Below are 25336 nucleotides of genomic sequence, written 5' to 3'. Positions count from 1 at the left end.
TGCCGGATCGTAATTCTGGTGGACATCAGGATTCCCCTCTCCAGTGATTGGGCAGCAACGACCGATACTCTTCTGCTGTTCCATCTGTAAGTGCCGATCTGACGTACTCCCGCGCCCACACGGCCAGGTCCTCGGCGCCGTCTGCACCAAGAACCTGCCGCAACGCCTCCGCAGCAGCATCGGAGTAGCTTTCGATCAAGGAAAGGGAATGCCGAATAGTGGCAGGCGACCGCAGTAGGGCGTAGGCCGCGCTGAACTGCCGGGCAGCGAGAGCGTCTTCCAATCGGCGTCGCTCCCCTGCCATGGTCTTCAAGGCGGCGACACCGTACACACCATTGGGAAGATCAGTTTCGACAGGTTTCCCGAGCGCGTCCGGATCCCCAAGAATATCGAGCAGGTCATCAAGCAGTTGGAATGCCATCCCGAAATTCCAGCCAAACAGCCGGGCGTGCTCCACGCTCGACAAGGGCGACCCCGCGACAATGGCTCCCATCTGGCAGCTGGCACCGAAAAGAGCCGCCGTCTTCAGTGAGATATACCCGAGAAAATCGGCTTCGGCCGAGCGCAGTGACAGTTGCGATTCCGCAAGCTGCCCAAGTGTCAGTTGCTCAAATGCCGACTGCCAGACGGCCGCCGCGAGGGCCCCGGCCTGCTGCGCCAAATTCATCCCCCGGGCCAGCAGCAAGTCCCCTGCCAGAATGCTGGTGCCGGCGCCTACCGCAACGTGCACGGCCGGCACCTCTCTCCGGAACTCCGCGCCATCGATCAGATCATCGTGCACCAGGGAAGCGACGTGAAGCAGTTCGACTGCTGCCGCTGCAGCAACCAACTGTTCACAAGGCCCCAGGTTTAGAGCCGTGCCAATCTCAAGGACGAGCCTGGAGCGAAGCATCTTTCCCGCCCCAACGGCAGGGACAAGGGCCCTGTCGAGGGGACCTTGCCCCGTGTTTGATGCGCACTGAAGCACCAGGTCTCGGACATCGCTTTTCATGCCGTCCACTTCCAAACTCTGCAACGGGGCTCCATAAATCCAGTGAAGAAACGTTTCTCTAATTATGGCATCTACATATGGAAGGACGAGTCACCGGGCCAGCGAGCCCCTAAATCAGCTGCGGGAACGTCGCCGAGCCGGACCGGTTTCCGCGATCCGGCGTCCGCACATGCGCCGGGCCGCCATAGCACCCCGCATCAGTTCAATGTATCGATTTCGCCTCGGTACCTTGGCTAACCCTGGGCAGCGTCGTAGGCCTGCTTGATGACCTGGCTAATGCGTCCCCGCGAGCTGGGGTTGTACCCGTTCTCCGCGGCCCAGTCGCGGACCTTCTGAGTCTCGCCACGACCCATCGGCACAGCGCGGCCGGCTCTGCGACCGGACGGGCCACCCAGACGCCGGCCCTTGGCCGCATATCGTTGCAACAATCCCCGCAGCTCAGCGGCGTTGTCTGCAGAGAGATCGATTTCGTAATCGGCGCCATCGACGGAGAAACGAATGGTCTCCTGGGCGTCCTCTCCAGAAAGATCATCGATCAGCTGGACATGGATTTTACGGGCCAACAGGGGTCCTTCGCTCGTGGTTCACGCTGACGCCTCCCCCACAGCCAACGCCGGCCTTTGCGCTCAACACTATTTCACTTCCAGCGACCTTGAGACCGCAGACCAAACATCGGGCACTGACTACAGACCCACCGACGAATGTCAGGGTGACCCCATAGACCCTGACTACAAGAGGTCAGGAAATGCCCCACAGACCCCAATCTGACGCAGTTGCCGACATTCAACTGACGTCAGTCAGAGGTATACCCCAAGCGGACGCAGAGAAGGGCCTGTCCAACGCAGATGTCGTTTTCCATGGTTGGATCGACATCGACGTCATCGACGCCATCAGCGAGGTAGCAGCACGACTGGGTTAAAACTCCCGACACTCCCGCGCCGGGCTTCACTGCACAGGGCCCGGTTACCATAGAGCACGTGGTCACTCGCGGGAGCACTGCCTGAAATACCGGTGGGAGCCCTCGTTGACCCGCACGCGGGGAGATACACCGGTCGAACTATTGCCGTTCATGCCATAAGGTCTGCCATAAGTCACGTTGGATGGACACCCGAACGACAAGTAGCACGTAAAGCCAGGGCTTCAACGGGAGTAACTGCACTCAACTGAGCATGATCTCCGGCTGGATTTGCTCTTGCCTCTCACGTCCTCCGCCCCGTAGTCGGCACAGTGGTATCTCTAGCTGCTCGCATGGTGGAACGGCCCGCACAATGTCCCGTTACTCTCAACGCCGAACGTACAGTTGCATGCCAAGCTTGGTTCTCCATGGCATTTCAGGCAATTGTCCTCACTTGAGCCACAACGGTGGCACCTGCCCTTTGATCAACTGGAACACGCGCAGAGAGCACTACAGGGGTCTACATACGAGTGCATGCCCACCACCCAACAGGAAGTCCGACGCGGGCATCCACGTGAGGACAAGCACGACAGCCACCCGGACGTCCAACAGGGGAGTAGGCACGTAGTCCAGCGGGGCAAACCGCTCAGCGTCCCGCGGACCACTCAACCGGACGAGTTGTGATCCGTCCTATGCGTGTCACTGCCATCAATCCGGGCGGAGTGCACATAGCGTTAAGGGCAGAGCGCAATGCCACCCACCACGTAGGAGAGTCACCGGCCGATGGCACGATCACTGCAAGCCCCCGTACCCCCGAAAACCCACCAAACACGGGCAATTGACCGGGTCGTGTCCCTGGCTAACGGCAAAGGCGGAGTGGGCAAGACGACCACCGCGGCCAACGTCGGCGGGTACGTCGCCCTGGCCGGCTCCCGGGTTCTCATGGTGGATCTTGACCCGCAGGGTGACCTGGCCCGGGACCTCGGCTACGAGCGGCAGAGCGGCCGCGAGCTCTTCCAAGCCCTCATTGCCGGGACCGAACCCATGATCCTCCGGAACGTCCGGGAAAACCTGGACGTCATCCCTGGCGGCCAGGACCTCGAAGACATCCAGGGCCTCATGGTGTCCCGGTCCAGCCGCTCCGATGCCGGCGACTTCGGCGACATGCTCTACAGCGTTCTGGCGCCGCTGGCAGACGATTACGACCTGATCCTGATCGACACTCCACCAGGGGAGCGGATCCTCGTCGAAGGCGCGTTTGCGATCTCAAGCGCCGTCGTCATCCCCACCCGTTCCGACGACGCGAGCATCGACGGCGTGGAGCGCATCGCCCGCCGCTTCATGGCCGTACGGGACCGGAACCCGTCCCTGCAGCTGGCCGGCATTGTCCTGTTCGGTGTCGGACCGCGTTCGCTGCGTCTGGAACGCAGTGTCCGCGACACCCTGGAGGAGATGCTAGGCACGGTTGCCCCGGTCTTCGAGACCCGGATCCGGAACCTGGAGAGTGCCAGCGCCGACGCCCGCCGCAAGGGCCTGCTCTTCCACGAGCTCGAGGGCGCCGTCACCGACGCTCAGAAGAAGCGCCTGAAGGCTCTCCGGGCGGGGGAGAAGCCCGCCGAGGGGTTCTTCTCCCGCAACGCCGGGGGACTAGCTGAAGAGTACGAGCAGCTGACAGGCGAGATCCTTGCCCGGCTGAACGACATCGAAAGCGGTAACCACGCATGAGCGGCCGCCAGAGCCTGGCAGGAGCCTTCGCACCCGTGGCACCGGCCCGCGGAGTAGGACTGCAGGGCCTGTTGCCGCCGAAGCGGGGGAGGGGTACCCAGGGACCGGAGGTGACCGCGCCGAAGGACCCTACCGAGGCTCCTGCACGGGAACCCATTCAAGCACTGCCTACGGCCGCACCCGAGTCCGTAGAGGAGCAGGCCCCAAAGGTTGAGCAGGCGCCTCCTGAGGCGGCGGAGCCGAAGGCGCAACAGCCCGAGCCGTCACCGGAGCCTGCCACCGCGCCGGAGACCGCACCGCAGCAGCCGGCGGCCAAGAAGGCTGCACCGGCACAGAAGACAGCCTCCGAGGCGGTGCCCGGGGCGCTACGCAACGTCGGGGTGTACTTGCCGCCGCAACTGCTCGCTGATGTCAAAGACACGGTCTACCGGGAACGGACCACGTACGCCGACCTCCTCATCGACGCTTTCGAGACCTTGACCGATGAGCAGATTGCGGGGGAATTTGTGGCAGAGACCCTGCTGACCATCTCCGGCATGCCCCGCCGTGCGCCCCGGCGCAGGGGAGAGGCCGGCATCCAGATCCAGCTGCGCCTCGACGGCGTGCAGATTGCCTGGCTGGATGAGAAGGTCACCGAGTTCGACGCCCCATCACGGAGCGCCCTCGTCTCGGCAGTTTTCAAGCTCCACAACCAGGTGGTCCAGGCCGCGGGGGAGCGAAGCTAGACCTCGCACAGGCCGTCAAGCATGACTTCCCATAGTGCTTATGGCATGCGTTATGGCACAAAACCGGGAGCCGCGACGTCCGGCCGGAGGAATGGGGGAGTGGCTCGTTGGCAGTCCTCTACCGCTGGGTGCTGAACACAGGCTCTTGAAGTCGTGCTTGGCCATGGCTGCCTTCACTTCGCTGGGATCGATGCGGCCGTAGGCGAACAGTACGCGCAGGGTCCTGTCGTGGCGGAGCCCATTCCTGGTGTTCGCAACTTCCTTGACGACCTCAATGCCGCTCCAGCCGTCTTCTGCGTCTCGATTGACGGCACCCCGCATCCAGCTTCCGAGTTCCTCCTCCAGCACGCTTACGACGTCTGGATGAATTCGAAACGGGCGGGGGTCTTCACTATGTCGGCGTCGCGGTGAGCGTGCATCCGAGCAAACTTCAGGGACCGCGTGTCCGCCCACATGCTTGCCACTTCGGCCTCGCAGAGGCGGAACAGCTCTTCGTGCGTCCAGACTTTGCACCGACGGGTGCCCGGCTGCCATGTGGTGCAACCGACATGGCATGATCCAAACTCTTCGCTGTCCTGAGAAGGGTCTGCCGCAACGACCAGGTGAATCTTCGTCGTCATGAGACTCATGTGTACGGCGGCCGCAACGGCGCTGCTCGTCAACGAAAAATTCCGCGCCAGAACAGGGGAGTGGCCCGTTTCGGACACGCCCAGTCACCGACCCGTCAACCAAACTCATCCGGCCCGGCCGAACGCGATGTCCGCCAACGCCCAATCATCAGGCGGGCCTTCGAATGTCTCCCAGGGATAGTCCTCACCGGGGGAGAGGAGCTCGGCGACGGTGTTGACGTTTTTGGCCAGCCATTCGCGCCAGATGATCCGCTCATTCCGGTACCTTTGCATCTGCGCAGCGACAGCTTCCAGCACCCCGAGGTGTTCGGCGAGCTGCTTCAACGACGTCGATGACACCACCGACCAGGACTTGCCGGCGCCCCGGGCCACCAGGTTCCAGGCAGCGAGTACTTCCAGGGCCTCGTTCACTGCCGACCGTGAAAGGCCCGTGGCCCGGACGAGTTCAGCGATCGGCAGTGCGGGGGAGTGCTCCAGCGCTTCGTAAACAAATGCCGCCGGCAGACCCAGCTCCCGGAATGCAGGGCGCAGGGCGTGGATTTTTCCTCTCTGCCAGGACGCCTCCTCGGCTGCCGTCTTTAGCTCTTCGGGGACGGTCAGCATATACAGATCGCCCCTGGTCCCACGAGCTTCCTCGACCAGGGTGACGAGGGGGTCTTTCTCACACCGCAGGGCCTTGAGGTGCAAGGCGACAGTGGTGTGATCCAGTCCGGTCGCGACGGCGATGGACCGGACGCCGAATTCAATAAACCGGGACGCCGTCAGGTGGGCTGCCTCCCCCAGTGCCCTGAGCACCATCCTCCGCGCCATGCCTGTTCGTGATTCCTGGTAGTTGACCTCCCTGATTCGCAGCGCATTCCGCCACGTCCGGATGAACCGATGCTCCGCATCGGGATTCAACGAAATTGGATTCAAGCCCTTTAGTACGGGGGGCTGTGTACTTGGCTGGCTTGTGGGGGATCTACGGACATTGTTATTCCCGCCCCTGGTTGACTGGTTTTTGCTCAGGTAGGCGACCGCGTTGATCCAGTCTCTGCGCAGCGCCGGGACCCGGTGGCGGGAGGCATACCGGGCATAGAAGGAAGCCAGCCCGGGCCAGGTCCCCTGCATCATGCGGCGTTCGACGTCCACAAGCTGAAGGCCGGCAGCTGCGGCCCCGGTGACGATGGCCTGGCGGGCATCCGAATCGGTGGCGTACCGGTTCGAGTCGTAAAGCCCGGTCTGGGCCATCAGCTGCATGACTCGGGACATCCGGCCGGCCGGGTGCTTGACGGCCGGGGCTTCCTCGGTGACGGGCGTGAAAGTCTGCTCGAGCCGAAGCGCCCGGACGGCGTTGATCTCCCCCGCCAGGTCAGCGGTCATCGCGGTCCAGATATCGGCGGAGTTGGGCCGACGAGCAATGTCGTACGCCATGGACAGGCTCATCGCGAGTTCCTGGTAGCCGCCGCGCTTGTGCAGGGAACCGGGTGTGCGCATGCAACCGTGCAGGAGGTTCTGGTGCGGGGTCTTGTCCAGGCTCCGGTAGCGGGTACCCAGCGCCTCGACAAGATCACGCGCTTCAGAAAACGTGACCCGCTGCTCGAGCGGGATGTACACGTGCCGGCCGCCGTTAGGCGAGTAATCCTCAATCCACCGCGCACCGACCGAGTGCAGCCAGGTCTGAACGGCCCGGACATCTGCCAAAACCCAGTCGACACCTGCGACCGAGGAGTCAAAGTCAAGGAAGATCGCGGCGCAGGTGCCGTCTTTGCCGAAAATGCGGACCGCCGCCGGGAATGTGGGCAGCGCCTCAGTGAGGGCCCGTTCGTGCTTCTGCGGGTACGTCTTACCTGCGTCCCGTGAGAGCCTAACCCGGGGCTGACCTGCGAGGATAGGCGCCAAGGCAGCCCACGCCTGAGCGGGGCTGTGTGTGGAGGATGGCCCGCGCGACACGCCAGCGCCGTATATGGCTGGCAGCACGCGGGCGTGCTGTTGTACGATGATTCTGTTCCTGTCGAGGGAATGACTAAAGGCCGATCTTGCAGGATCGGTTTTGCAACACAAATGAAGTCCTGTGAAGGTCTTCCATCCGATCTACGATCTGTTCGCCGGCAAGCTTCCCGGATCGTGGATCTTCAGCTTCGAAGGCCCGCCTAGTGCGGGCCTTCTTCTGTTATGAGGCTATGCGGATCGGCAGTTCCTCCTGATGGGCGAAATGATCCAGCAATGCCAGGTCTTCGCGCAAGGACCGGTCGACGGCGGAGGAAACGTAGTCAGTGACAGTCATGCCTTTGGCGGCAGCGATCATCTGAACGTCCTCCGCGGTCTTAGCCTGCGTGCGGAAGCCAATGTATTTGCGTAGGCCCTTGCTGGGTCGTCCGCCTCCACGATTGATTACTGCGCTCATGGTCATGTCCTTTGAATCTCGCACAACCTGCGGTTGTGACTGCTTCATCGCTGGTGCTACTTGAAGTCGACCACTTTGAGGTTTCTGTTTACAGCTATCGACTGAGTCGAAATTAGCACTGCTATCGGCGACATCCGGGGATTTGTTTACAGAAAACGACTCCGCGTGTCGCATTGCACTTTTCTTGGGCTTCGCAGACCTGCGCTGAAACTCTATCTTCCTGGTGGGACGACAGCCCGACCTGCCGACGTGAGTCGATCTTCCAGCGACCCTGCCGAACTGGAAGATGGGCGGCGGAGGGGCTGAACTCGGACACATCGTGGGTGACTGCGGCGTCGGGGCATCGCCTTATTCCTGACGTGGGCGCAACAAAGCGGTCGAGACCTTGAGCAGGCAGCCCGAAATCTTCACCTGTTCGCGGCCTACCTCGCGACAGAACCCCAGAGATCCGGACGGAACGCCGGCTCGCCCCGGACGCCGGGCCGGGCCAACCGGATCCTCGTCGCCGTGCGTGAGTTCTACCGGTTCGCGATCACCGAGGGCGCGCTGCCTGCCCGGCTTCTCAGCGATTTATACGAGCTCCCCGACGAACGGGAGTTCCACTCGGCGAGAGGCCCGCGGGTACGGCACCGACGCCGTGAGTCCCGACGCGCAACGGCACCGGACCAGGCGACGGCAGCAGAAGTTACCGCTCTTCTCGATGCCGCCACGACCGCCCGCGACCGGTTCCTGATCCTTCTCTTCGCACTGACCGGGATGCGGATCGGACAGGCGCTGGGACTGCGACGCCAGGACCTGCACCTCGTGCCCGACGCGGCCGGACTCGGACTGCCGGCCCAACCGGGTAACAGCGGTCTGTGCCGTGTCCCGGGCGAACACATCCACGTCGTCCGACGCCGCAACCCGAACGGCGCCTGGTCCAAAGCACAGTTCGACTTCGCCGTCCCCGCACCGGGGATTCTGCTCGCCCTTTACGACCGTTACATGCTGGAGCGCGACGGTTGCGGCGAGGCCGCAGACAACGACATGCTCGTCGCCACGCTGAACGGGCTGACCCGCGGTTACGCGATGTCGCCCCGCAACCTCCACAAGATCATCGAGCGGCTCGCCCGGACGGCGGGTCTGCGTCACATCCACCCGCACATGCTGCGGCACTTCGCGGCTTCTGAGCATCTGGCGTCGGGAACAACCCGCGATGAACTGCAGGCCCTTCTGGGGTGGAGCAGCCCCTCGTCGGCTGATCCGTACATCCACGTCAGCGACGGCCGCCGCCGCGCGGCGGTTGGCCGACTCACTGAACGGCTGACATCCCGGGTGCATTCGTGACAGCGGTCGCACGGTTACTCGATCCAGCGGCAAGTCACCCGCTGGCCGGGCACCCGTTATCGGCGGCCATCGAGGCACAACTTCCCCTGGACATCTGGGACTTGCGGGTTTTTGGGTACGCCCCGGCCGCCTCCCCCGCCCGGTTCCGGGGCCGGGCCGACCGTGCCGGTCGCGGCGCGACAGACATCAGCCAGCCGCGGCTGTTGTCGGTCGCGAAGGAGTGGGTGCTGCGCGGTGCCCTTCGCCGTGTCAGTGCCCGCTACATGGACGATGTGGTCCTTTCCCTCGCCTTGCTTTCCGCGACCTTGCGGGAACGGGCGGACGCCGGGATCGACGCCACACGGCTCGGCCGGGAGGACATCACGGCGCACTTGATCCGGCTGGGACAACTCCGTGAGAGCGCGTTGCTCAGCCTCAGCGGCCAACAACGGTGCGTGCGTTTCCTCAATCATGTTCTGGAAGATCTCCGCCGATGGGGGCTGACCAAAGCGGGCGGTGCCGCCGCGGGACTACCGGACAGTTTCACTTTGACCCGCGCGGACCATCCCGGAGGAATTACCCGCGGCGTGGATGTCCCCGGCAAGGCGTTGCCCCGCGAAGTTGTCCGTCAGCTCTTGGCACCAGCTTCCCTGGCCCTGCTGGAATCCGGAGCCGGCAGATGGGCTGGGAGTACCGAAAACAGCCTGTTGCACAATTGCCCTGGGGTCACATCACCGTGCTCAGGAAGAGGCCGAAACCCCGGAACAGCGTTCCTGATGTGCCTCCGCCGCCGTCGAGTACGGCTGGTCGCGGAGCGTACTTATGAACATGATGATGAACAAATCGCTGGACCGGACGGGCGCAGCGCCCTCGAACTCCCGGAAACCGACGTCCCCCGATGTTCGGTCAGAAAGCGAAGACGCCGCCCGGAGCCAACAACTCACCGGGCAGCGCGTCCACATCCAATACCCGCGTTGGGCGTCCTCGCGTCCCTGCATAACCCAACTCAACCATCAGGTACACGAGTCCAGCCGAAGCGCCCGATCCGCGATGATTTCAGCAGTCTCCTACGGTCGGTGGCGGGGACCGGGAAGGAAGTCAATGCTGCGCGTGCGCAGGCGGGCTCAGGCCTGATGCTTGGGCGCACGCCCGTCGGCGTCACTATGAACGGCACTGGCCAGAACCTCAATAACAGCGAGCTGGCCGGTCGTGTCGGGGAGGCCTGGAAACTGTGGAGCATCGGCAGCCGGCACGGGCGGCTGGCTCGCTGATCGCATGCGAAGAATCGCAACGGCGGAAATGAGGAACCATGCGATGTTCGTGACCACGGAAGGCCATGCTTCGTGGACCGCGCCATTGACAATGAAGGCACAAGCGCCGACGAGGTTTGCCGTCTGGAAGCGCCTGCCGGCCTTCAACCAGCCCATGGAGACGGCCAGGTAGGCGGTCAGAATCAGAGCCGCGCCTGCCCATCCGGCGATTTCCCAGAGCACTTCCATGGTGTCCTTTCAAAGAGCGGGCCCACAGTGTTAGCTGCTGGGCTTTCGGAGTTTACTTTCGGTCGGGCCATTGGCGAATGTGTCAGGCGCCGCTGTCCGCGGCTTCGTCGACTTCAAGGTACAGCCCTTCCCAAGGTGCCGCGGTGATCCGGGATCTCGGTGGGCTGGGCCGGACCTCGGTGACCGCGGCCTCGTGCCTGGACTGGGTGCCCCAATGTCGGGGGGCCCGACGGTGTCGCAGGGCTACAGAAAAGCGGCGCTGGGCGATGGTCATGATGGCTTCCCCTCTGAAGCTATCGGCAGACATGTGAGGCGTTCAGCAATGAACGGGACGTTCATCTTGTGAACACAGAAGGATCATGACATATGCCACTTCCCGCTCGCAAGGGGGCTGTGTGGCATGAGCGCATCGTGAACAAAAAAGTGAACACGACGTTCATTTTCTCTATTGCGCGCGTGAGTGAACTGCGTCACAATGGAAGTAGTTCATCTATTGAACGTCACGTTCAATTTTCTTCTAGCTGTGGGTGTGATCGGTGATGACACGACGGGACAGGATCGGCGCGGGAAGCCGGAACCCGGCAGAGACCACGCCGGCCATGGAAAAGAATGTCCAGTCCGCGACTGTGCAGAGTCCAATGGCGGATTACGAGGGGCGCTCTTCCCCGACATGGCGGACTAGCCGCGTCCGTCAGCCTCTGGTCGCGTCTTAGGGAAGCAGTCGCCTGACGGCCATGCCGGGATTTATACTCACGAGAACAAGGAAGTTCACCGTGAATCCACCTGTAGACCCGGTCAATGGCCCGTCCGAAACGATGCGAACGACGCCGGATCCGCGCAAGACGCGATTCATTTACAAGCTCAGCGCCATCATCGCCGGCGGCATGTACATCGACGGCTTCATCCTTGGAAGCATCGGTCTGGTCATGCCGGCCCTGAGTGCCGACCTTAACCTCTCCTTCGCATGGCAGGGACTGATCGGGGCGTCGGCCCTCATTGGAATCTTCTTCGGAGGACCGATCGGGGGCTACCTGGCCGACAAAGTCGGACGCAAGCCGATGTTCATCGTCGATCTGGCCGTCTTCCTGATGGGTTCGGCCGCACAATTCTTCGTGGGGGAGGCCTGGCAGCTCTTCCTAGTCCGCCTCGTCATGGGGATGGCAATCGGCGCGGACTATGCGATCGGCTGGCCGTTGCTGGCCGAATTCTCACCCGCAAAACTGCGGGGCAAGCTGCTGGCCTTCCAGGAAGTGGCCTGGTACGTCGGCTACCTGAGTTCCTACGCGATCGGCTACGTCATGTCCAGGGCGATCCACGCTGACTGGCGCGTCATCCTGGGCATGAGCACCGTCCCCTCGCTCATCGTGTTCCTTCTGCGTCTCGGCACACCCGAGTCACCCCGTTGGCTCCTCAACAAAGGACGCATGGACGAAGCCATGGCCATCGCCAACGAGTACATGGAGCCTTCCGACGTCCGTGAACTGGAAGCTGAAAGGCGCGAAAAGACGAGCTTCCGCAAGCTCTTCTCGCCGGAGTACCGCAGGGCAACCATCTTCATCTGCGTCTTCTGGGTCTGCAATGTCACCCCATATTTCGCCATTGCGACCTTCGCGCCCATCGTGCTCGAGAGCCTGGGCGTCGAAGACGGCCTTGCCGGCGCCCTCCTCCTCAACGGCGTCGTCGTCGCTGGCTCCCTTACCTCGATGTTCCTCATCGAGCGGGTCGGGCGCCGCAAGCTTTCCATCCCGCCCATGTGGGCTGCCGCCGTCGCCCTCGTCATCATCGGACTGTTCGCGCACATATCACCGCTCGTCATCCTGGTCTGCTTCGTGACCTTCTCCTTCGCCAACGCCGTCTCGACAGCACTCACTGGGGTTTACCCGGGCGAAGTCTTCCCCACGGAGATCCGGGGCGCCGGCGTAGGCTTCGGCGCAGCCGTCTCCCGCATCGGTGCAGCGGCGGGAACGTTCATCCTCCCGCTGTCCGTGGACGGACTCGGCGCGGGAATCACCATGCTCTTCGCCGCGGCCATCTGCATCATCGGAGCCGTAGTCTCCCAGTTCCTGGCGCCGGAAACCCGGGGGCTGAGCTTGAGTGAAGCGTCTGCGCCCTTCGGTAAGGCTGCGGTCAAGCAGCCATCCAGTGACCATGCCGCTCAACGGCGGATTGGAGGTTAAGCCCAGCTTGCCAACTAAATGAACACGACATTCAAATTGGAGGCCTAGGATTGGAAAGAGGGCTCTTGTTTCGTCGTGCACACACGATACAGGCGTCCTCGGCCCATAAGTCCCCCGACGAACGGTGTAGAAGTGACTGACTCAGACGTAGAAGAGCTGGCGCAAGAACCCACGGATATGACCAACAAATCGGTCATTAAAGCCGGTGCCCTGCTCCGGGAACTCGGGCGTCACCCGCAAGGGATCACCGTGACTGAACTTGCTCAGGCCGTCCGGATGACCCGTCCCACCGCCTTCCGCCTGCTCCTGACGCTTGAGCAGATCGGGTTTGTCGATCGCGACGACAACCTCTACAAACTCGGCTTCGAGATCGCCCGCCTCGGGCGTCTGGCTGATCCGATATCCGGGCTGGCGGCGCGCCTCCAGCCGATCCTGGATGACCTGGCCGCCGACCTCAACGAGTCGATTGGCTTCGCGATCGTCAACGGCGACCTGGACTACGACCTCGTCGCAGAAAGTTCCGGTTCACGGATCCTCAATGTGCCCCAGCAGTACATCGGCCGGAAGTATCCCCTGCATGCAAGTGCAACGGGCAAGATCCTGCTGGCCGAACTGAGCGACGAAAAGATCGCAGAAGTTATGCCTGACATGCTGGAGAGCTTCACGCGCCACACCATTAACCGGCGGAGTGATCTGATCCGGGAAATTCACGAGGTCAGGAAGCAGGGCTATGCCACGCTGGATAACGAGCTCGAAGAGGGCCTTTTCACGGTCGGATGCGGGGTACGTGATATCAGCGGGCGCCTGACAGGCGTCATCACGGCGAACGGACCGGGTGAGCGCCTGAGGACCGGCCGCCTGCCGGCCACCGTCGAGAGGCTCCGACAGGCAGCGGACGAGATTGCCAAGGCTATCCTTTGACATTGCCTGACGTTCTCGGGCTGCCGAGCCTCAGGGTGAGGCGAACGTCTGCGGTCCGTTGACTTGGGCGGAGTCCGCACCTGGTACCAGAATGACCTTGCCCTGGTTGTCCGCGACTCCAGCGCAGCGTGCGCTTCTCCGGCCTGCTCCAGCGGGAAACGCGCGCCGATCTCGACCTTCAGGATCCCTTCGGTGACCAAATCGGATAGTTCCTGCGACCGCCATCGCCGCTCCTCGGCATCGAGCAGGAAGTCATCGAGCTTGGGGCGGGAGACGGTCAACGAACCGTATTGAGCTGTTGCAGATCGAACGGGGGCACCTGCCCGGAGGCGCCGCCGAAAAGCACGAGCGTGCCGCGGACACGCAGCGCGTCCAGGGAACCTTCGAAGGTGTCCTTGCCGACGCCGTCATACACGACGTCGACGCCTCGGCCGCCGGTCAGCTCGCGCACGCGCTCCGGAACCTGCGCGTACTCAAGGACATGATCAGCGCCGGCCTTCCGGGCCTGACGGGCCTTTGCGGAGTGGACGTCGTGGTGATCACGGTGGCCCCGCGATGTTTGAGCAGTTGGGTCAACAGCTTCCCGACACCCCGGCGCCGGCGTAGGTCAGGACCGTTTCGCCGGGCTGAACCCGGTAGCTGGAATTGATCAGATAGTGTGCTGTGATGCCTGGGGCCAGTAATGCTGCGGCTACATCGTCAGGGACGCCGTCGGGCACCGGAAACGCCTTGTCGGCAAGTGGTTGGGCGATTTCGATTTCGAGGCGAACACGAACATCAATCCTGCCACCATCCATACCCTCGCAACTGGGGACTGGATCCCCAAAGGCGCTCCCTTATGTCTGATCGGGGACTCCGGGACCGGCAAATCCCATCTGCTGATAGCCTCGGCACTGCCGCGGCGGAGAAGGGCTACCGGGTCAGATATACCTTGGCAACCCGGCTCGTGAACGAGCTTGTGGAGGCGGCCGATGAGAAGGTCTTGGCCAAGACCATCGCCCGATTCGGAAGGGTCGATCTGCTGTGCATTGATGAGCTGGGCTATATGGAACTGGACCGCCGCGACGCCGAACTCCTCTTCCAGGTCCTCACCGAACGCGAAGAGAAGAACTCAATCGCGATCGCCTCCAACGAGTCGTTCTCCGGCTGGACCAAAACCTTCACCGACCCAAGGCTTTGTGCCGCGATCGTGGACCGCCTGACCTTCAACGGCACCATCATCGAAACCGGCACAGATTCCTACTGCCTGGCCACCACACGGAAGCAACAGTGAGCCTGAGCCGGTGCCTACGGTGGTCACGCTCTTCAGAGGAATGTGCGTTTCAGGATCGACTTGAGACTTCCAGCGCAGGAGCGGTCTCCCTGCGTTTCCAATGTGTCTGGCCATTTGGCATGCCGCTCATAAGTGATCGTTCGAATGGCTCGTTCTCGCTGCTGGGTTCAGCTGAGATAGGAGTTGATGGGGCCGTTGTCGACGTAGATGCGCTGGTCGGTGAACTTCCCGTCGGCGATGGTGAAAATCGAGCAGGCCCTGATCGTCACTTCGACCCCGTCGAGGAAGCGCCAGGAGCTGTCGACCTCGAACACGACGACGCCGTCTTCCTCCTGCCAGATGTTGACCAGAGGGTGGGCCAAGGACCCGACCTTGCCGCCGATCACAGTCATCTGCGCCAGCACGACGTCCTTACCTTTGACGGTCGGTGCGTTGGCGAAGGTGAGGGTGATGTCGTCGGCGTAGTAGTCGCCGAGACGTTCGTAATCCTTCTTCTCGATGACAGCGAAGTACTCGGTCAGGAAGTCGACGGTGCTCTGGTCTGCACGGGACATGGTTGCGTCCTAACTGTTTGGTGGTGATGAAAAGTTCGAAGAGATGCCGGATTAGACGATCGAATCTGCGGTGGTCGGCTTGAGCGGCCCGTCACCGGCGCGATGGTGGAAAGCCGGTGGTTGGATAGCCAAAGCCGTCAGGGCATCCAACTGGGCCTGCTCAAGCATGATGTCCGCGGCGGTGGCGTTCGCGCGAAGCTCATCGACAGTCTCCGGCCCCACGATCACCGAGGCGACGGCGGGGCGGGACAGCAGCCATGCCAGGGCGACTTGGTAAGGGCCCAAAGCCCATTCATGACTGAGTCGATCCACCTCGCGGCCAAGGGAAATTTCCGCCTCGGAGAACCCCGGCGCGCCGAATCGTTCGTCGCCCGAGACCTCGCGATCCAGGACCGCGAGGTCGGCGAGAAGTCCGCCATGCAGCGGGGCATAGGGAATGATCGACAGGCCGAACTGCTCGCACGCCGGTGCGAGCTCCCGCTCGGCGGCGCGGTCGATGAGGTTGTACTTGACCTGGGCGGCGACGGGAGCCTGCAGACGGCGGTCATCAGCGATCCACAGCGCGCGGGTGACCTGCCAAGCCGGGTGGTTGCATAGCCCGACGTATCTAATCTTGCCTTGCCGGATCAGGTCGTCATAGACCGCCAACGTCTGTTCCGGCGGGGTGTCCGGGTCGAGGTCGTGGGCGTAGTAGAGATCGATGTAGTCGGTCTGCAGGCGCCGTAGGCTCTCCTCGACCTGGGTAATGATGTGCCGGCGAGACAGCCCCCGGTCATTGACGCCGAGCCCGACGATGCCATTGGACTTGGTGGCGATCACCATCTTGTCACGGCGTCCGCGCAGGGCACGGCCGAGGATCTGCTCGGCCGGTTCGCGCTCCGCGGCAGGTTTGGCTCCAGGCCGGTCGAATACGGGCATGTTGCCGTACACATCGGCCGTATCGACGAAGTTGATGCCAAGGTCAAGCGCAGTACCGACGACCCTGTCTGCCTCTTCCGCGTTCGGGGCGACCCCGAAGGTGGCGGTGCCCAGCGCAATCTTCGAGACCCTGACACCGGTCTGGCCAAGGCGTGAGTACATCATCAGAGTTCCTCGTATCTTCCGGTCAGGACGTGGTCCCGGCAGTCAGCGCCGATACCACATCCAACTGTTCCTTGGTGAGCTCGACATCTGCTGCGGCGGCGTTGGCGCGGAGCTCGTCGGCCGTCTCGGCTCCGACGATCACCGATGCCACCGCCGGGCGGGACAGCAGCCACGCGAGCGAGACCTGCTGCATCCCCAGGCCCCAATCGCGGGCCAGTTGGTCCAGCCGGCGGGCGACGGCGATCTCGGTATCGGAGTATCCAGGCCCGCCATAGCGCTTGCCTCCCGCGATCGGCCGGTCCAAGATCGACAGATCGGCTAGGAGACCGCCGTGCAGCGGCGCATACGGAATGATCGACAGACCGAACCGCACGCACGCGGCGGTCAACTCTTTCTCGGCGCTTCGGTCCAAGAGGCTGTACATCACCTGCGCGGCAACGGGGGCGGAGACCAGACGGCGGTCATCGGCGATCCACAGGGCCTCGGTCATCTGCCACGCCGTGTGATTGGACAAAGCGACATACCGGAGCTTCCCCTGTCGGATCAGATCGTCGTAGACGGCAAGTGTCTGCTCCAAGGGCGTGTTCGGATCCGGGAAATGCGCGTAATAGAGGTCGATACGGTCAGTGCGCAGCCGGCGCAGGCTCTGTTCGACCTGCTGGATGATGTACCGGCGCGAAAGACCGGCATCCGGATCGAACCTCCGCTCCCCGGACTTGGTCGCCAGCACCACCTCATCCCGCCGGCCGGCCAGGGAGCGGCCGAGGATCTCCTCGGCGGACTCACGCTCTGCGGCCGGCGGAGCGCCGGGCCGGTCGAACGTCGACGTTGAACCGTAGACATCCGCGGTGTCGAAGAAGTTGATGCCCAGATCCAAAGCCGCCCCCACGACGCCATCGGATTCCTGTGGGCCCGGTGCCACGCCGAAGGTCGCCGTGCCGACGCAGATGCGGGACACGCGCACGCCGGTCGGGCCGAGAACGGAGTACTTCATCTCAAGGATTCCCATCTTCGAGTGTCGGGACCTTTTGACTGACGCGCGCAGCAGCCAGTCAGGAGGTCCCCAGCGGTCAGAAGCCGTGTTGAAGCTAAATCCTAACCGAGTGGTTATATTTGGGCAATGGTCATGAGAAAGTAGTGACATGCCAGAAAGCGCGGAGACCAGAACACGGGGCCCCTACCGCACAGGGGTTCGCCGACGCGAGCAGCTCATTGGCATCGCCATGGATGTCTTCGGCGAACACGGCTTCGCCGGCGGCTCCCTCCGCACGATCGCCGAGCAGGCCGGCGTCAACCACGCCACCCTGATCCAGCACTTCGGCAGCAAGGAAGGCCTGCTCACGGCCGTGCTGGAAGAATGGGACCGACGGACCGTGGAGAACGGACTCACCGATGTCAGCGGATTGGACTATTTCCGCCGGCTGCCAGAGGTCATGGCCGCCCACCAGGACAACCGCGGCCTGCTCGAACTGTTCACCACCATCGCAGCTGAAGCCTCCAGCCCGACCCACCCGGCACACGCTTTCATCACCCAGCGCTACACATCGAACCTGACAACCCTCGCGGCACATTTGCGCGAAGCTGCCCGGATCGGTGACATCGCGCCCCTTTCCTTTGCGCAGATCGAGATCGAGGCGCGGCTGCTTACGGCGATGCTGGACGGCGTCGGCTTGCAATGGCTCCTCGATCCGACAACCGACATACGCGCCATTGTCACAACCTATGTCGAACGCGCCATCGCCTCATGGGAAGGCTAGTGATTCCCCTACTCGGCTTGTTTATGACCATCGGCAGGAACCGGAACACCACGCCGATCAGCTCCACGAGGGTTTGCGCCACGACCACCGATGCGCAGGGCCACATGGCCGGTAGAGCCAGCGCCAAGGGCAGCACGACCAAGAAACTGCGGTTCGCCCTGCTGGAACAACCGCGCGAGTCGCCACAACGTCAAGGCCAGCACCATGGAACGAACCCAAACCTAAGAGGGCGCCTCATAGTGGACGTGTTCCCCCAACAGGACTGATTCAATTGCACGTCCGGCAGTAGCGACCGACGCCATCAGACTGCTGGGGCCAAAAATACACGTCCTACCGGGGCCAATTTAAGTTGACACACTCAGGGGGTAGTCGACAGCGTAGACACCTTTGCGCTGGTACGTCTCGATGAAGTTGACGCCGACGGCGGTGACGCCGCACCAACAACTGTCCCGGCCCTGCGACTGGGCGCGGGGTGGCGATCCGCTTGAAGACTTCGGGACCGCCGGGGGGAGGATTTGCATGGCGTAGGGCATGGGTGGAGTCTTCTGGGTTGTCATCCTGCGGCAACTTCGGCCGGCGACGACGGATGGCTCGTGGCCCTTGCTGCTGCCAGTCTTTTCGAGGCTGACACGGCGTTGCGTGCTGCGACGGCGAGCAGCCCGGTGTCCGACGCCGTGGGCATGAAGCGGAAACCGAGGGCGACCATTTTTTCGGACAGTTCCGGTTCGCCCGTGTAGATGCCCGGCGTGACGCCTGCTGCTGTGCAGCGGCGGGCGATGCCGGCCAGGACGCCGTCCTCCCCTTCGCTGGTGAGCTGCTCCAGGGTGCTGCCCAGGCTGAGGGAGAGGTCGTAGGGTCCCACGAAGATCGCGTCGGGTCCGGTAGCCAGGATGGCGTCGAGGTTGGCCAGGCCCTCTGCTGTTTCGATCATCAGGATGCACAGCGTGTCGTCCTGCCGATTGCCTGGAACCGGCTTGGGGTAGCGGGGGCTGCGCCGGGTGGGGCCATAGCTTCGCTTCCCGAACGGGGGGAAACGGCACGCGGAAATGAGGGCAGTCGCGACAGCTGCACTTTCGACGGTGGGGAAGATGATTCCCTTTGCGCCCGCGTCGAGGACCCGGCCGATCGTCCCCATGTCGTGGCCCGGAACGCGGACAACGGACGGCACTGAGAACAGCTGTGCGGCTTCGATCAATGGCTGCATCTCGTGGGTCTCGGGGCCGCCATGCTGGCCGTCGATGCAGATCCAGTCGAATCCCTCGGCGGCCAGGATGTCCACCACCGCCGGATCGCGGAAGCTGACCCAGGCGCCCGGGTGCGGCTGTCCGTCGTCGAGAGTCAGCCGCGGGGTCGGAAGGCCGCTGTGGTGTTCGCTTTCGCCGTAGATCTTCATGCGTTTCTCCTGTTGTTCGTCAAAAGACGTTTGGTGCCCACGGAATGGCGCCTGACCGGCTGGACCGGCCAGGCGCCCGTGTCCGCACGCAGTTACTTCACTAGTGCTTTGCCCAGCGGCGCTGAGGTGTCACTGAGGCTGAGGCCCTTGGTTTCGGGTGCCAGGTACTGGGAGATGATGGCGCCCAGGGCGCAGATGCTGGCGGCGATCATCATGGTGATGCCAACGCCCAGGCTGTCGACCGACATGGGGAGGATGAATGTTCCTGCAGCAGCCCCGATCCGGGAGAACGCGGCGGCGAAACCGACGCCGAGACCTCGGATTTCCGTGGGGAAAACTTCGCCCGGGTACACGCCCGTCAGCGCCGTGGAGACGGCGTTGAAGAAGGAGAAGGTCATGAAGCAGATCAGGATGATCATGGGCGAGACATGCGCGAACAGGCCGATGATGACCAGTGCGACGGCGGCAATCCACATCGGCGGGATCGACAGTTTGCGGCGTCCGACCCGTTCGATCAGGTACATCGAGGCCAGCGAACCCGCGACGACCACGCTATTGAGCAGCAGGGCACCAGCCAATCCGTCCTCAACGCCGAGGCTTTCGAGCACGATGGGTGCGAAGGTGGCGATTGCGAAGTACGGGGTGACATTGCAGACCCAGAACATGCAGACGAAGATCGTTGATTTGCGGTATTGACGGGAGAAGAGCTTGCTGAAGCTGGCCCGCGCCGGCTTTTCGTTCGCCATGTCCTGGACGTCGGCCTCCTCCATGTATTCGTGGGCAATGGCGAGGCCCTCCTTAGTCCTGCCCTTGCTGATGAGCCAGCGCGGGGATTCGGGGGAGCCCAGACGCAGGAGGAACACAATGAGCGAGGGGATGGTGCTCATGCCCAGGATGATGCGCCAGTCAGCGTGCAGCGACGTGGACATGAAGTAGCCCACCGCGTAGGAGAGCAAATAGCCGACGTACCAGGCCACTTCCTGGAAGGCCAGCAGCTTGCCCCGCAGCCTGGCGGGGGAGAATTCGACAAGCAGCGGCCAGCCGATCGCATAGTCCGCGCCGATCGCCATGCCCATGAGCAGGCGGATCGCAAACAGCTGCCAGGGCTCGGCCACGAAGAACTGGGCCGCAGAGCCAACCAGGAAGACGGCCAGGTCCACGATAAACATCGGCTTGCGCCCGACCTTGTCGGCCAGGGCCCCGCCAATGGGACCGCCGAAGAAGATGCCGATCAGGGCAGAGGCGCCGATCAGCCCCTGCCAGGTGGCGGAAAGGTTCAGATCCGCGGTCAAGGCCGGCATGACCAGGCCGATGCCGCCGAGGATGAAGCCGTCGATAAACATGCCGCCGGCGATCACCGCGCTGAGCTTGTACAGGAACCGCTTCTTCTGGGGGTCCAGGGCGGCCGGTGACTTCAAGGACGGCCCGGGGGCCGGTGTGACAGGTGCATTCACGATGGACTTCCTTGTTCTCGTGTTTTTCTAACCAGGGGGGGCCGATGGCTGGGCAGTCGGCGAAAAAGATATGGCCTGAAGATTCAAGGCTCATACGTTCAGTTTTCGAACGTCGTGATCAAAAATATGACACGCACCATATTGGCTGTCAAGGGTTCTCGACGAACTTGCGGATCTGCGTCCCACCCCTTGACAGTGAGCCACGTAACAATCTAAATTGAACGCAGTGTTCAAATTATGAACGTTGCCAGTGAAGTTGTCGCATTGCCGGCACGAGTCCAAGGAAGCACCGCTGCCATGAAAAATGAACCTTTGAGCCTGTTTGCTTTTGATGTCTTCGCCCCCTCCCACCTGACGTCCGGGTCATGGCGCAACGACGGCGATCAGGGCCACCGCTATACCGATCTCCAGTACTGGACCGGCGTCGCCCGGATGCTTGAAAAGGCCGGCTTCGACGGCATCTTCTTCGCCGACAACGTCGGCTACCACGATGTCTTCCGCGGAAACGGGGATGCCGCCCTGCGCGACGCCGCGCAGTTCCCCATCAATGACCCGACGGTACTGATCAGCGGCATGGCCGCCGTGACCAAGCACCTCACCTTCGGCGTGACGTGCTCGGCAACCTATGAGCCGCCCTATCTGCTGGCCCGCAAGTTCAGCACCCTGGACCACCTCACCTCCGGCCGCGTGGGCTGGAACATCGTGACCTCCTACTCGGAGGCCGCCGCCCGCAACCTCGGCAAGGAACAGCAGCTCACCCCCTTGGAGCGCTATGACATGGCCGACGAGTACATGGAAGTCGTCTACAAGCTCTGGGAAGAATCCTTCGAGGAGGACGCCGTCGTCCGGGACGCCGAATCGGCAACATACATCGACCCGGCCAAGGTGCACCCGATCAACCACGCCGGTGAGCACTTCACGGTGCCCGGGTTCCACCTGTGCGAGCCTTCCCCGCAGCGCACCCCCGTGCTGTTCCAGGCCGGGTCCTCCGCCCGGGGCATGGAGTTCGGCGGCAAGCACGCCGAAGCGGTGTTCATCCAGAGCACCTCCGTGGAGGGCGCCAAGCGCACCGTGGCCAAGCTCCGCCAGGCAGTGGCAGACGCCGGCCGCGATCCCCGGGACGTCAAGATCGTCATCCTGCTCACCGTGGTGGTCGCACCGACCGATGAAGAAGCCCAGGCCAAGTACCGGAAGGCCGTGGACAACGCGCCGATCGACGGCATCCTGGCCCGTTTCAGCGGCTGGACCGGCATCGATATGTCGGAGTACGACCTCGATACTCCCTTGCGGTCCGTCGGAACGAAGGCGGGGCAGTCCATGGTGGACATGTTCTCCAAGGCCGACCCGGACCGGGACTGGACGCCGCGCCAGATCGCGGAATTCCTCGCCGTCGGCGGCACCGGTTCCACCATTGTCGGCTCCCCGGAGACAGTTGCTTCCGAACTGCGCCGCTGGCGCGACGAGGCCGACGTCGACGGCGTCAACCTCAGCTACACCACCAAGCCCGGCAGCTGGGAAGAATTCATTGAACTTGCCCTGCCGGAGCTCCGCGCCCAGGGAATTGTCGCCCCTGAACGCCCGGAGGACCAGGAACCGGTCACCCTGCGCGAAAAGCTCTTCCCCGGCCACAAGTACACCCTGGACGGGCACCCCGCAACGGCACACCGCACCAAGCACCTCAGCGAAGCCCCCCGCTAAGACCCGCCGCCCACTACATATCAACGGAGATATTCCAATGACTGAACAGACTGACGTAGTCGTCATCGGTGCCGGTCTTGCCGGCCTCATCACCGCCCGCGAGCTCGGCAACCGCGGCCACAGCGTGGTTGTCCTGGAAGCCCGCGATCGCCTTGGCGGCCGCCTGTGGACCGAGCGCCGCCTGGGCCAGAACCTGGAGCTCGGCGGCAACTGGCTGCACTGGACCCAGCCCCATGTCTGGGCCGAGGTCACCCGCTACGGCCTGGAGGTCTCCCGCGGCCCCCGCTCGGAAGAAACCTACTGGCTGGCCGGCAACGAGGTGCGCCGCGGCAACCTCGATGACTTCATGAAGCTGATCGACCCCGGCATGACCCGTCTGCTCGAAGACACCGTGAAGTGGCTGCCCCGACCGGACGCGCCGCTGACCGTGGAGAACCTTGCCGAGGTTGACCAGTACAACCTGCAGGAAATGCTGGACAAGCTGGACCTCTCCGAGGACGAGCGCAACGCGAACGAGGCCGCCTGGGTGGGCCACTTCAACGCACCTCTGGACCAGTGCGCCTACGTCAACGCCCTGCGCTGGGCCGCCGGATCCTCCGGGCACTGGCACCTGATGCACGAGGCCTCGGCGATCTACCGCCTGAAGCACGGCAACGACACCCTGGTCACCGCCATTGCCGAGGACACCAACGCCGACATCCGCCGCAACACGCCGGTGACCAGCGTCCGCCACCACAGCGACGGCGCCACCATCAGCTACGGCGACGGCAAGGAGATCCAGGCCAAAAAGGTGGTCATCACCCTGCCGCAGAATGTGCTGCACAAGCTCGATGTCCAGCCCGCCCTGTCCGAGGGCAAGCTCGCCCCCAGCCGGGAAAGGACCGCATCCCAGGGCGTCAAGGCCTGGATCCGCGTCAAGGGACCCATCAAGCCCTTCTTCGCCTACTCCGCCCAGGACAAGCCGCTGTCCGTGATCCGCACCGAGTTCGTCGGAGAAACCGACGCCGTCCTGGTCGGCTTCGGCGCCGACGCGACCCGCATCGATGTCACCGATCCCGAGCAAGTCCAGGAAGCCATCAAGGTATGGCGCGACGACCTGGAAGTCCTCGAGGTCACCGGACACAAATGGGGCGAAGACCCCTACGCCGAGGAAACCTGGCAGATCCAGCGCCCCGGCCAGCTCACCAAATACCACCAGGCACAGCAGGCCAGCGAAGGCGCGCTGCACTTCGCCAGCAGCGACACCGCGAACATCTGGGCCGGTTTCTTCGACGGGGCGATTGAAAGCGGACTCCGGGCAGCCCGTAACGTCGGCGCTGAACTGAGGGCGGAGTCATGAGCGCTCCAGCCATAGCCCGTCCGATCGACTCGCAGCTCTACCGCGCCGTCATGCGCCACCTGCCCACCGGCGTCGCCGCCGTCTGCTCCACAGACCCCGCAACCGGCGCCCAGAACGCCATGATCGTCGGGACGTTCGCATCCCTCTCCATGGAACCCGCACTCGTGACGTTCAGCGTGATGCACACGTCCACGAGCTGGCCCAGGATCGCCGCGGCCGAGCAGTTCGGCATCAGCCTGCTCGCCGAGGACCAGGAGCAGGTCTGCCGCGCCCTGTCCGCCAAGGGCGAGGACAAACTCAGCTCCGTTGGCTGGTCCGAGTCCGGCTGGGGAACCCCGCACATCCACGGGTCCCTCGCCTGGTTCGATTGCCGGATCGAACAGCAGTTCGTCGCCGGCGACCACGTCGTCGTCATCGCCAGTGTGCTGGACATGACGCCCGGTGAGGGCGCCCCCCTCATCTTCCACGGCGGCCGCTTCGGAAGCTTCCGCGAAGTCGCCTGATCCAATTCACCTGATCAAGGAACACTGACATGGACATTACTCCAGCAACCGCCGCCAGCCCCGTGGCTGACATCACGCCCGCTTACTACCGCCAGATCCTGGGCAAGCTGCCCACCGGCGTCACGGCCATTACCGGCGTCAACGACGACGACGAGAAGCTCGGCTTGGTGGTCGGCACCTTCCAGTCCCTGTCACTGGACCCGCCCCTGGTCATGTTTTGCGTCGACAAGTCGTCCTCCACCTGGCCGAAGCTGCGCAAGCTGCAGAACTTCACGGCCAACATCCTCTCCGACGACCAGATCGGCATCTGCCGGTCCCTGTCCCGGAAGGGACCGCAGAAGTTCGAAGGGCTGCCCTGCACCACCGGCCCCCTCGGAACCCCGCACCTGGACGGAGCCACGGCCTACATCGACTGCGTCGTCACCGCAGAGGTTGTGGTGGGCGACCACTACATGGTGGTGGGAGCCGTGACCAACATGGACGAAGGAAGCGGCGACGCGCTGCTGTTCAGGGGCGGGAAATTCGGACAGTACCTGCCCATGGAGATCCCGGCACCAGCACAATCGGCACCAGCAGAAGCAAGGAGCGCATCATGAGCCGGCGGGAAACCATTCTTAACGCCTGGAACCGCGCCTGGGGCGACGGAGACCTGGCCGCCTTCGAACAGTTGCTTTCACCGAACTACGTCCGTCGCTCCAAGTCCGGCAGCGAAGACTACGCCAGCCTGAGGAAAACCATCGAAGCCACACACGTCGCGTTCCCGGACACGACCACGGAAATCCTGCACATCATTGAAGATGGCTCGACCGCAGCGATCCATTGGCAGACCAGGGGCACGCACCAGGGCGAGTTCATGGACGTGCCCGCCACGGGACGCAACATCACCGTAACAGGCGCATCCTTCCTTCGGTTCGACGGCGACAAACTCGCCGAAGAATGGGTTGTTTGGGACCCGCGCGAACTCCTCTCAGCCCTCGGCATCTGGCACTTGGGCGCCGGCAACGCCTGAACACTTCAGTCGAGCCGGCC

24 protein-coding genes and 2 pseudogenes are annotated in these 25336 nt (G+C 63.3%); 12 read left to right on the top strand and 14 right to left on the bottom strand.

The genetic code is table 11. The features are described 5' to 3' along the window. Positions 1-25 precede the first annotated feature (25 nt). Positions 26-1015, bottom strand: coding sequence for a polyprenyl synthetase family protein (locus tag BLR03_RS11210; protein WP_091252576.1), 990 nt, complete (start codon positions 1013-1015; stop codon positions 26-28). Positions 1016-1224: 209 nt separating this feature from the next. Then, on the bottom strand, positions 1225-1554 hold the full coding sequence (locus BLR03_RS11205; protein ID WP_091252574.1) for a histone-like nucleoid-structuring protein Lsr2: 330 nt from the start codon (positions 1552-1554) through the stop codon (positions 1225-1227). 1115 nt (positions 1555-2669) lie between these two features. Between BLR03_RS11205 and BLR03_RS11200 the strand changes: the two genes are divergently transcribed. Both BLR03_RS11200 and BLR03_RS11195 read left to right on the top strand, forming a co-directional pair. Then, entirely contained in the window at positions 2670-3611 is a 942-nt protein-coding gene (locus tag BLR03_RS11200; RefSeq protein WP_091252572.1) for a ParA family protein, read from the top strand. Further along, complete coding sequence (locus BLR03_RS11195) at positions 3608-4336, top strand: hypothetical protein (RefSeq protein WP_091252570.1); 729 nt, start codon at positions 3608-3610, stop codon at positions 4334-4336. The genes BLR03_RS11200 and BLR03_RS11195 overlap by 4 nt, the downstream gene beginning before the upstream one ends. Before the next feature lie 350 nt (positions 4337-4686). Here BLR03_RS11195 and BLR03_RS11190 read toward each other — a convergent pair whose 3' ends face one another. From BLR03_RS11190 to BLR03_RS11180, 3 genes are all read right to left on the bottom strand, one after another. After that, on the bottom strand, positions 4687-4956 hold the full coding sequence (locus tag BLR03_RS11190) for a hypothetical protein (protein WP_139184524.1): 270 nt from the start codon (positions 4954-4956) through the stop codon (positions 4687-4689). A gap of 114 nt (positions 4957-5070) precedes the next feature. Continuing rightward, entirely contained in the window at positions 5071-6897 is a 1827-nt protein-coding gene (locus BLR03_RS11185; protein WP_254788402.1) for a MarR family transcriptional regulator, read from the bottom strand. Positions 6898-7117: 220 nt separating this feature from the next. After that, positions 7118-7351 carry a hypothetical protein gene (locus BLR03_RS11180; protein WP_011689691.1) on the bottom strand — a complete coding sequence of 78 codons (234 nt, stop codon included), beginning with the start codon at positions 7349-7351 and terminating at the stop codon, positions 7118-7120. Positions 7352-7858: 507 nt separating this feature from the next. Here BLR03_RS11180 and BLR03_RS11175 point away from each other — a divergent pair. Next, positions 7859-8677, top strand: a complete 819-nt coding sequence (locus BLR03_RS11175) for a tyrosine-type recombinase/integrase (protein ID WP_175460500.1) — start codon at positions 7859-7861, stop codon at positions 8675-8677. A 1103-nt stretch (positions 8678-9780) separates the two neighbouring features. On the opposite strand, the gene BLR03_RS11170 is transcribed toward BLR03_RS11175, so the two are convergent. Continuing rightward, positions 9781-10155: a CBU_0592 family membrane protein gene (locus BLR03_RS11170; protein ID WP_091252564.1), complete on the bottom strand. Its 375-nt coding sequence runs from the start codon at positions 10153-10155 to the stop codon at positions 9781-9783. Positions 10156-10237: 82 nt separating this feature from the next. Then, positions 10238-10429, bottom strand: coding sequence for a hypothetical protein (locus BLR03_RS23965; RefSeq protein ID WP_139184523.1), 192 nt, complete (start codon positions 10427-10429; stop codon positions 10238-10240). A 499-nt stretch (positions 10430-10928) separates the two neighbouring features. Here BLR03_RS23965 and BLR03_RS11165 point away from each other — a divergent pair, with 499 nt between their 5' ends. Beyond that, the gene (locus BLR03_RS11165; protein ID WP_254788400.1) at positions 10929-12332 is read left to right on the top strand and encodes an MFS transporter; all 1404 of its coding nucleotides are present in this window, start codon (positions 10929-10931) and stop codon (positions 12330-12332) included. A gap of 177 nt (positions 12333-12509) precedes the next feature. Then, positions 12510-13253, top strand: a complete 744-nt coding sequence (locus BLR03_RS11160; RefSeq protein WP_091252563.1) for an IclR family transcriptional regulator — start codon at positions 12510-12512, stop codon at positions 13251-13253. Positions 13254-13283: 30 nt separating this feature from the next. On the opposite strand, the pseudogene BLR03_RS11155 reads toward BLR03_RS11160, so the two are convergent. Then, positions 13284-13990, bottom strand: a pseudogene (locus tag BLR03_RS11155) (quinone oxidoreductase); the annotation flags it as partial. Here BLR03_RS11155 and BLR03_RS11150 point away from each other — a divergent pair. Continuing rightward, a pseudogene (locus BLR03_RS11150) lies at positions 13991-14526 on the top strand (ATP-binding protein); the annotation flags it as partial. A gap of 167 nt (positions 14527-14693) precedes the next feature. Here the strand turns inward: BLR03_RS11150 and BLR03_RS11145 are convergent. The 3 genes from BLR03_RS11145 to BLR03_RS11135 are packed head-to-tail and all read right to left on the bottom strand — an operon-like array spanning position 14694 to position 17172. Further along, positions 14694-15080: a nuclear transport factor 2 family protein gene (locus tag BLR03_RS11145; protein ID WP_091252562.1), complete on the bottom strand. Its 387-nt coding sequence runs from the start codon at positions 15078-15080 to the stop codon at positions 14694-14696. Between the two features lie 51 nt (positions 15081-15131). Continuing rightward, complete coding sequence (locus BLR03_RS11140) at positions 15132-16163, bottom strand: aldo/keto reductase (protein WP_091252559.1); 1032 nt, start codon at positions 16161-16163, stop codon at positions 15132-15134. Between the two features lie 22 nt (positions 16164-16185). Beyond that, positions 16186-17172, bottom strand: a complete 987-nt coding sequence (locus tag BLR03_RS11135) for an aldo/keto reductase (RefSeq protein ID WP_254788399.1) — start codon at positions 17170-17172, stop codon at positions 16186-16188. Positions 17173-17305: 133 nt separating this feature from the next. Here BLR03_RS11135 and BLR03_RS11130 point away from each other — a divergent pair, with 133 nt between their 5' ends. Continuing rightward, positions 17306-17920 carry a TetR/AcrR family transcriptional regulator gene (locus BLR03_RS11130; RefSeq protein ID WP_091252555.1) on the top strand — a complete coding sequence of 205 codons (615 nt, stop codon included), beginning with the start codon at positions 17306-17308 and terminating at the stop codon, positions 17918-17920. Positions 17921-18264: 344 nt separating this feature from the next. Here the strand turns inward: BLR03_RS11130 and BLR03_RS24720 are convergent, their stop codons facing one another. The 3 genes from BLR03_RS24720 to BLR03_RS11110 all read right to left on the bottom strand — a co-directional run bounded on the left by BLR03_RS24720 (position 18265) and on the right by BLR03_RS11110 (position 20767). Further along, positions 18265-18453, bottom strand: a complete 189-nt coding sequence (locus BLR03_RS24720) for a hypothetical protein (protein WP_091252550.1) — start codon at positions 18451-18453, stop codon at positions 18265-18267. 20 nt (positions 18454-18473) lie between these two features. Beyond that, the gene (locus BLR03_RS11115; protein WP_091252548.1) at positions 18474-19313 is read right to left on the bottom strand and encodes an HpcH/HpaI aldolase family protein; all 840 of its coding nucleotides are present in this window, start codon (positions 19311-19313) and stop codon (positions 18474-18476) included. A gap of 92 nt (positions 19314-19405) precedes the next feature. Beyond that, positions 19406-20767, bottom strand: coding sequence for an MFS transporter (locus tag BLR03_RS11110; protein ID WP_254788397.1), 1362 nt, complete (start codon positions 20765-20767; stop codon positions 19406-19408). Between the two features lie 297 nt (positions 20768-21064). Here BLR03_RS11110 and BLR03_RS11105 point away from each other — a divergent pair, with 297 nt between their 5' ends. From BLR03_RS11105 to BLR03_RS11085, 5 genes are read left to right on the top strand one after another with little or no spacing between them, the layout of a single operon-like run. Beyond that, the gene (locus BLR03_RS11105) at positions 21065-22465 is read left to right on the top strand and encodes an LLM class flavin-dependent oxidoreductase (RefSeq protein ID WP_091252547.1); all 1401 of its coding nucleotides are present in this window, start codon (positions 21065-21067) and stop codon (positions 22463-22465) included. Between the two features lie 37 nt (positions 22466-22502). Next, positions 22503-23804 carry a flavin monoamine oxidase family protein gene (locus BLR03_RS11100; RefSeq protein ID WP_091252545.1) on the top strand — a complete coding sequence of 434 codons (1302 nt, stop codon included), beginning with the start codon at positions 22503-22505 and terminating at the stop codon, positions 23802-23804. Beyond that, entirely contained in the window at positions 23801-24307 is a 507-nt protein-coding gene (locus BLR03_RS11095; RefSeq protein ID WP_091252542.1) for a flavin reductase family protein, read from the top strand. Before BLR03_RS11100 ends, BLR03_RS11095 begins: the two co-directional genes overlap by 4 nt. Positions 24308-24336: 29 nt before the next feature. Beyond that, entirely contained in the window at positions 24337-24903 is a 567-nt protein-coding gene (locus tag BLR03_RS11090) for a flavin reductase family protein (RefSeq protein ID WP_091252541.1), read from the top strand. Then, a complete protein-coding gene (locus BLR03_RS11085) occupies positions 24900-25316 on the top strand; it encodes an ester cyclase (protein ID WP_091252540.1) in 417 nt (138 codons plus the stop codon). Before BLR03_RS11090 ends, BLR03_RS11085 begins: the two co-directional genes overlap by 4 nt. Positions 25317-25336: the final 20 nt, after the last annotated feature.

This window comes from Arthrobacter sp. ok909 (assembly GCF_900104405.1).
Lineage (GTDB): Bacteria > Actinomycetota > Actinomycetes > Actinomycetales > Micrococcaceae > Arthrobacter > Arthrobacter humicola.
The sequence above is the reverse complement of the archived record's forward strand: the minus strand, read 5'-3'. Positions and strand labels throughout refer to the sequence as shown.

What these genes read in the sequence shown, in the direction of transcription:
- BLR03_RS11200 (WP_091252572.1), top strand. Translation starts at nt 2,670, where the DNA reads ATGGCACGATCACTGCAAGCCCCCGTACCCCCGAAAACCCACCAAACA.
- BLR03_RS11195 (WP_091252570.1), top strand. Translation starts at nt 3,608, where the DNA reads ATGAGCGGCCGCCAGAGCCTGGCAGGAGCCTTCGCACCCGTGGCACCG.
- BLR03_RS11190 (WP_139184524.1), bottom strand. Translation starts at nt 4,956, where the DNA reads ATGACGACGAAGATTCACCTGGTCGTTGCGGCAGACCCTTCTCAGGAC.
- BLR03_RS11180 (WP_011689691.1), bottom strand. Translation starts at nt 7,351, where the DNA reads ATGAGCGCAGTAATCAATCGTGGAGGCGGACGACCCAGCAAGGGCCTA.
- BLR03_RS11170 (WP_091252564.1), bottom strand. Translation starts at nt 10,155, where the DNA reads ATGGAAGTGCTCTGGGAAATCGCCGGATGGGCAGGCGCGGCTCTGATT.
- BLR03_RS23965 (WP_139184523.1), bottom strand. Translation starts at nt 10,429, where the DNA reads ATGACCATCGCCCAGCGCCGCTTTTCTGTAGCCCTGCGACACCGTCGG.
- BLR03_RS11160 (WP_091252563.1), top strand. Translation starts at nt 12,510, where the DNA reads ATGACCAACAAATCGGTCATTAAAGCCGGTGCCCTGCTCCGGGAACTC.
- BLR03_RS11145 (WP_091252562.1), bottom strand. Translation starts at nt 15,080, where the DNA reads ATGTCCCGTGCAGACCAGAGCACCGTCGACTTCCTGACCGAGTACTTC.
- BLR03_RS11140 (WP_091252559.1), bottom strand. Translation starts at nt 16,163, where the DNA reads ATGATGTACTCACGCCTTGGCCAGACCGGTGTCAGGGTCTCGAAGATT.
- BLR03_RS11135 (WP_254788399.1), bottom strand. Translation starts at nt 17,172, where the DNA reads ATGGGAATCCTTGAGATGAAGTACTCCGTTCTCGGCCCGACCGGCGTG.
- BLR03_RS11130 (WP_091252555.1), top strand. Translation starts at nt 17,306, where the DNA reads ATGCCAGAAAGCGCGGAGACCAGAACACGGGGCCCCTACCGCACAGGG.
- BLR03_RS24720 (WP_091252550.1), bottom strand. Translation starts at nt 18,453, where the DNA reads ATGCCCTACGCCATGCAAATCCTCCCCCCGGCGGTCCCGAAGTCTTCA.
- BLR03_RS11115 (WP_091252548.1), bottom strand. Translation starts at nt 19,313, where the DNA reads ATGAAGATCTACGGCGAAAGCGAACACCACAGCGGCCTTCCGACCCCG.
- BLR03_RS11105 (WP_091252547.1), top strand. Translation starts at nt 21,065, where the DNA reads ATGAAAAATGAACCTTTGAGCCTGTTTGCTTTTGATGTCTTCGCCCCC.
- BLR03_RS11100 (WP_091252545.1), top strand. Translation starts at nt 22,503, where the DNA reads ATGACTGAACAGACTGACGTAGTCGTCATCGGTGCCGGTCTTGCCGGC.
- BLR03_RS11095 (WP_091252542.1), top strand. Translation starts at nt 23,801, where the DNA reads ATGAGCGCTCCAGCCATAGCCCGTCCGATCGACTCGCAGCTCTACCGC.
- BLR03_RS11090 (WP_091252541.1), top strand. Translation starts at nt 24,337, where the DNA reads ATGGACATTACTCCAGCAACCGCCGCCAGCCCCGTGGCTGACATCACG.
- BLR03_RS11085 (WP_091252540.1), top strand. Translation starts at nt 24,900, where the DNA reads ATGAGCCGGCGGGAAACCATTCTTAACGCCTGGAACCGCGCCTGGGGC.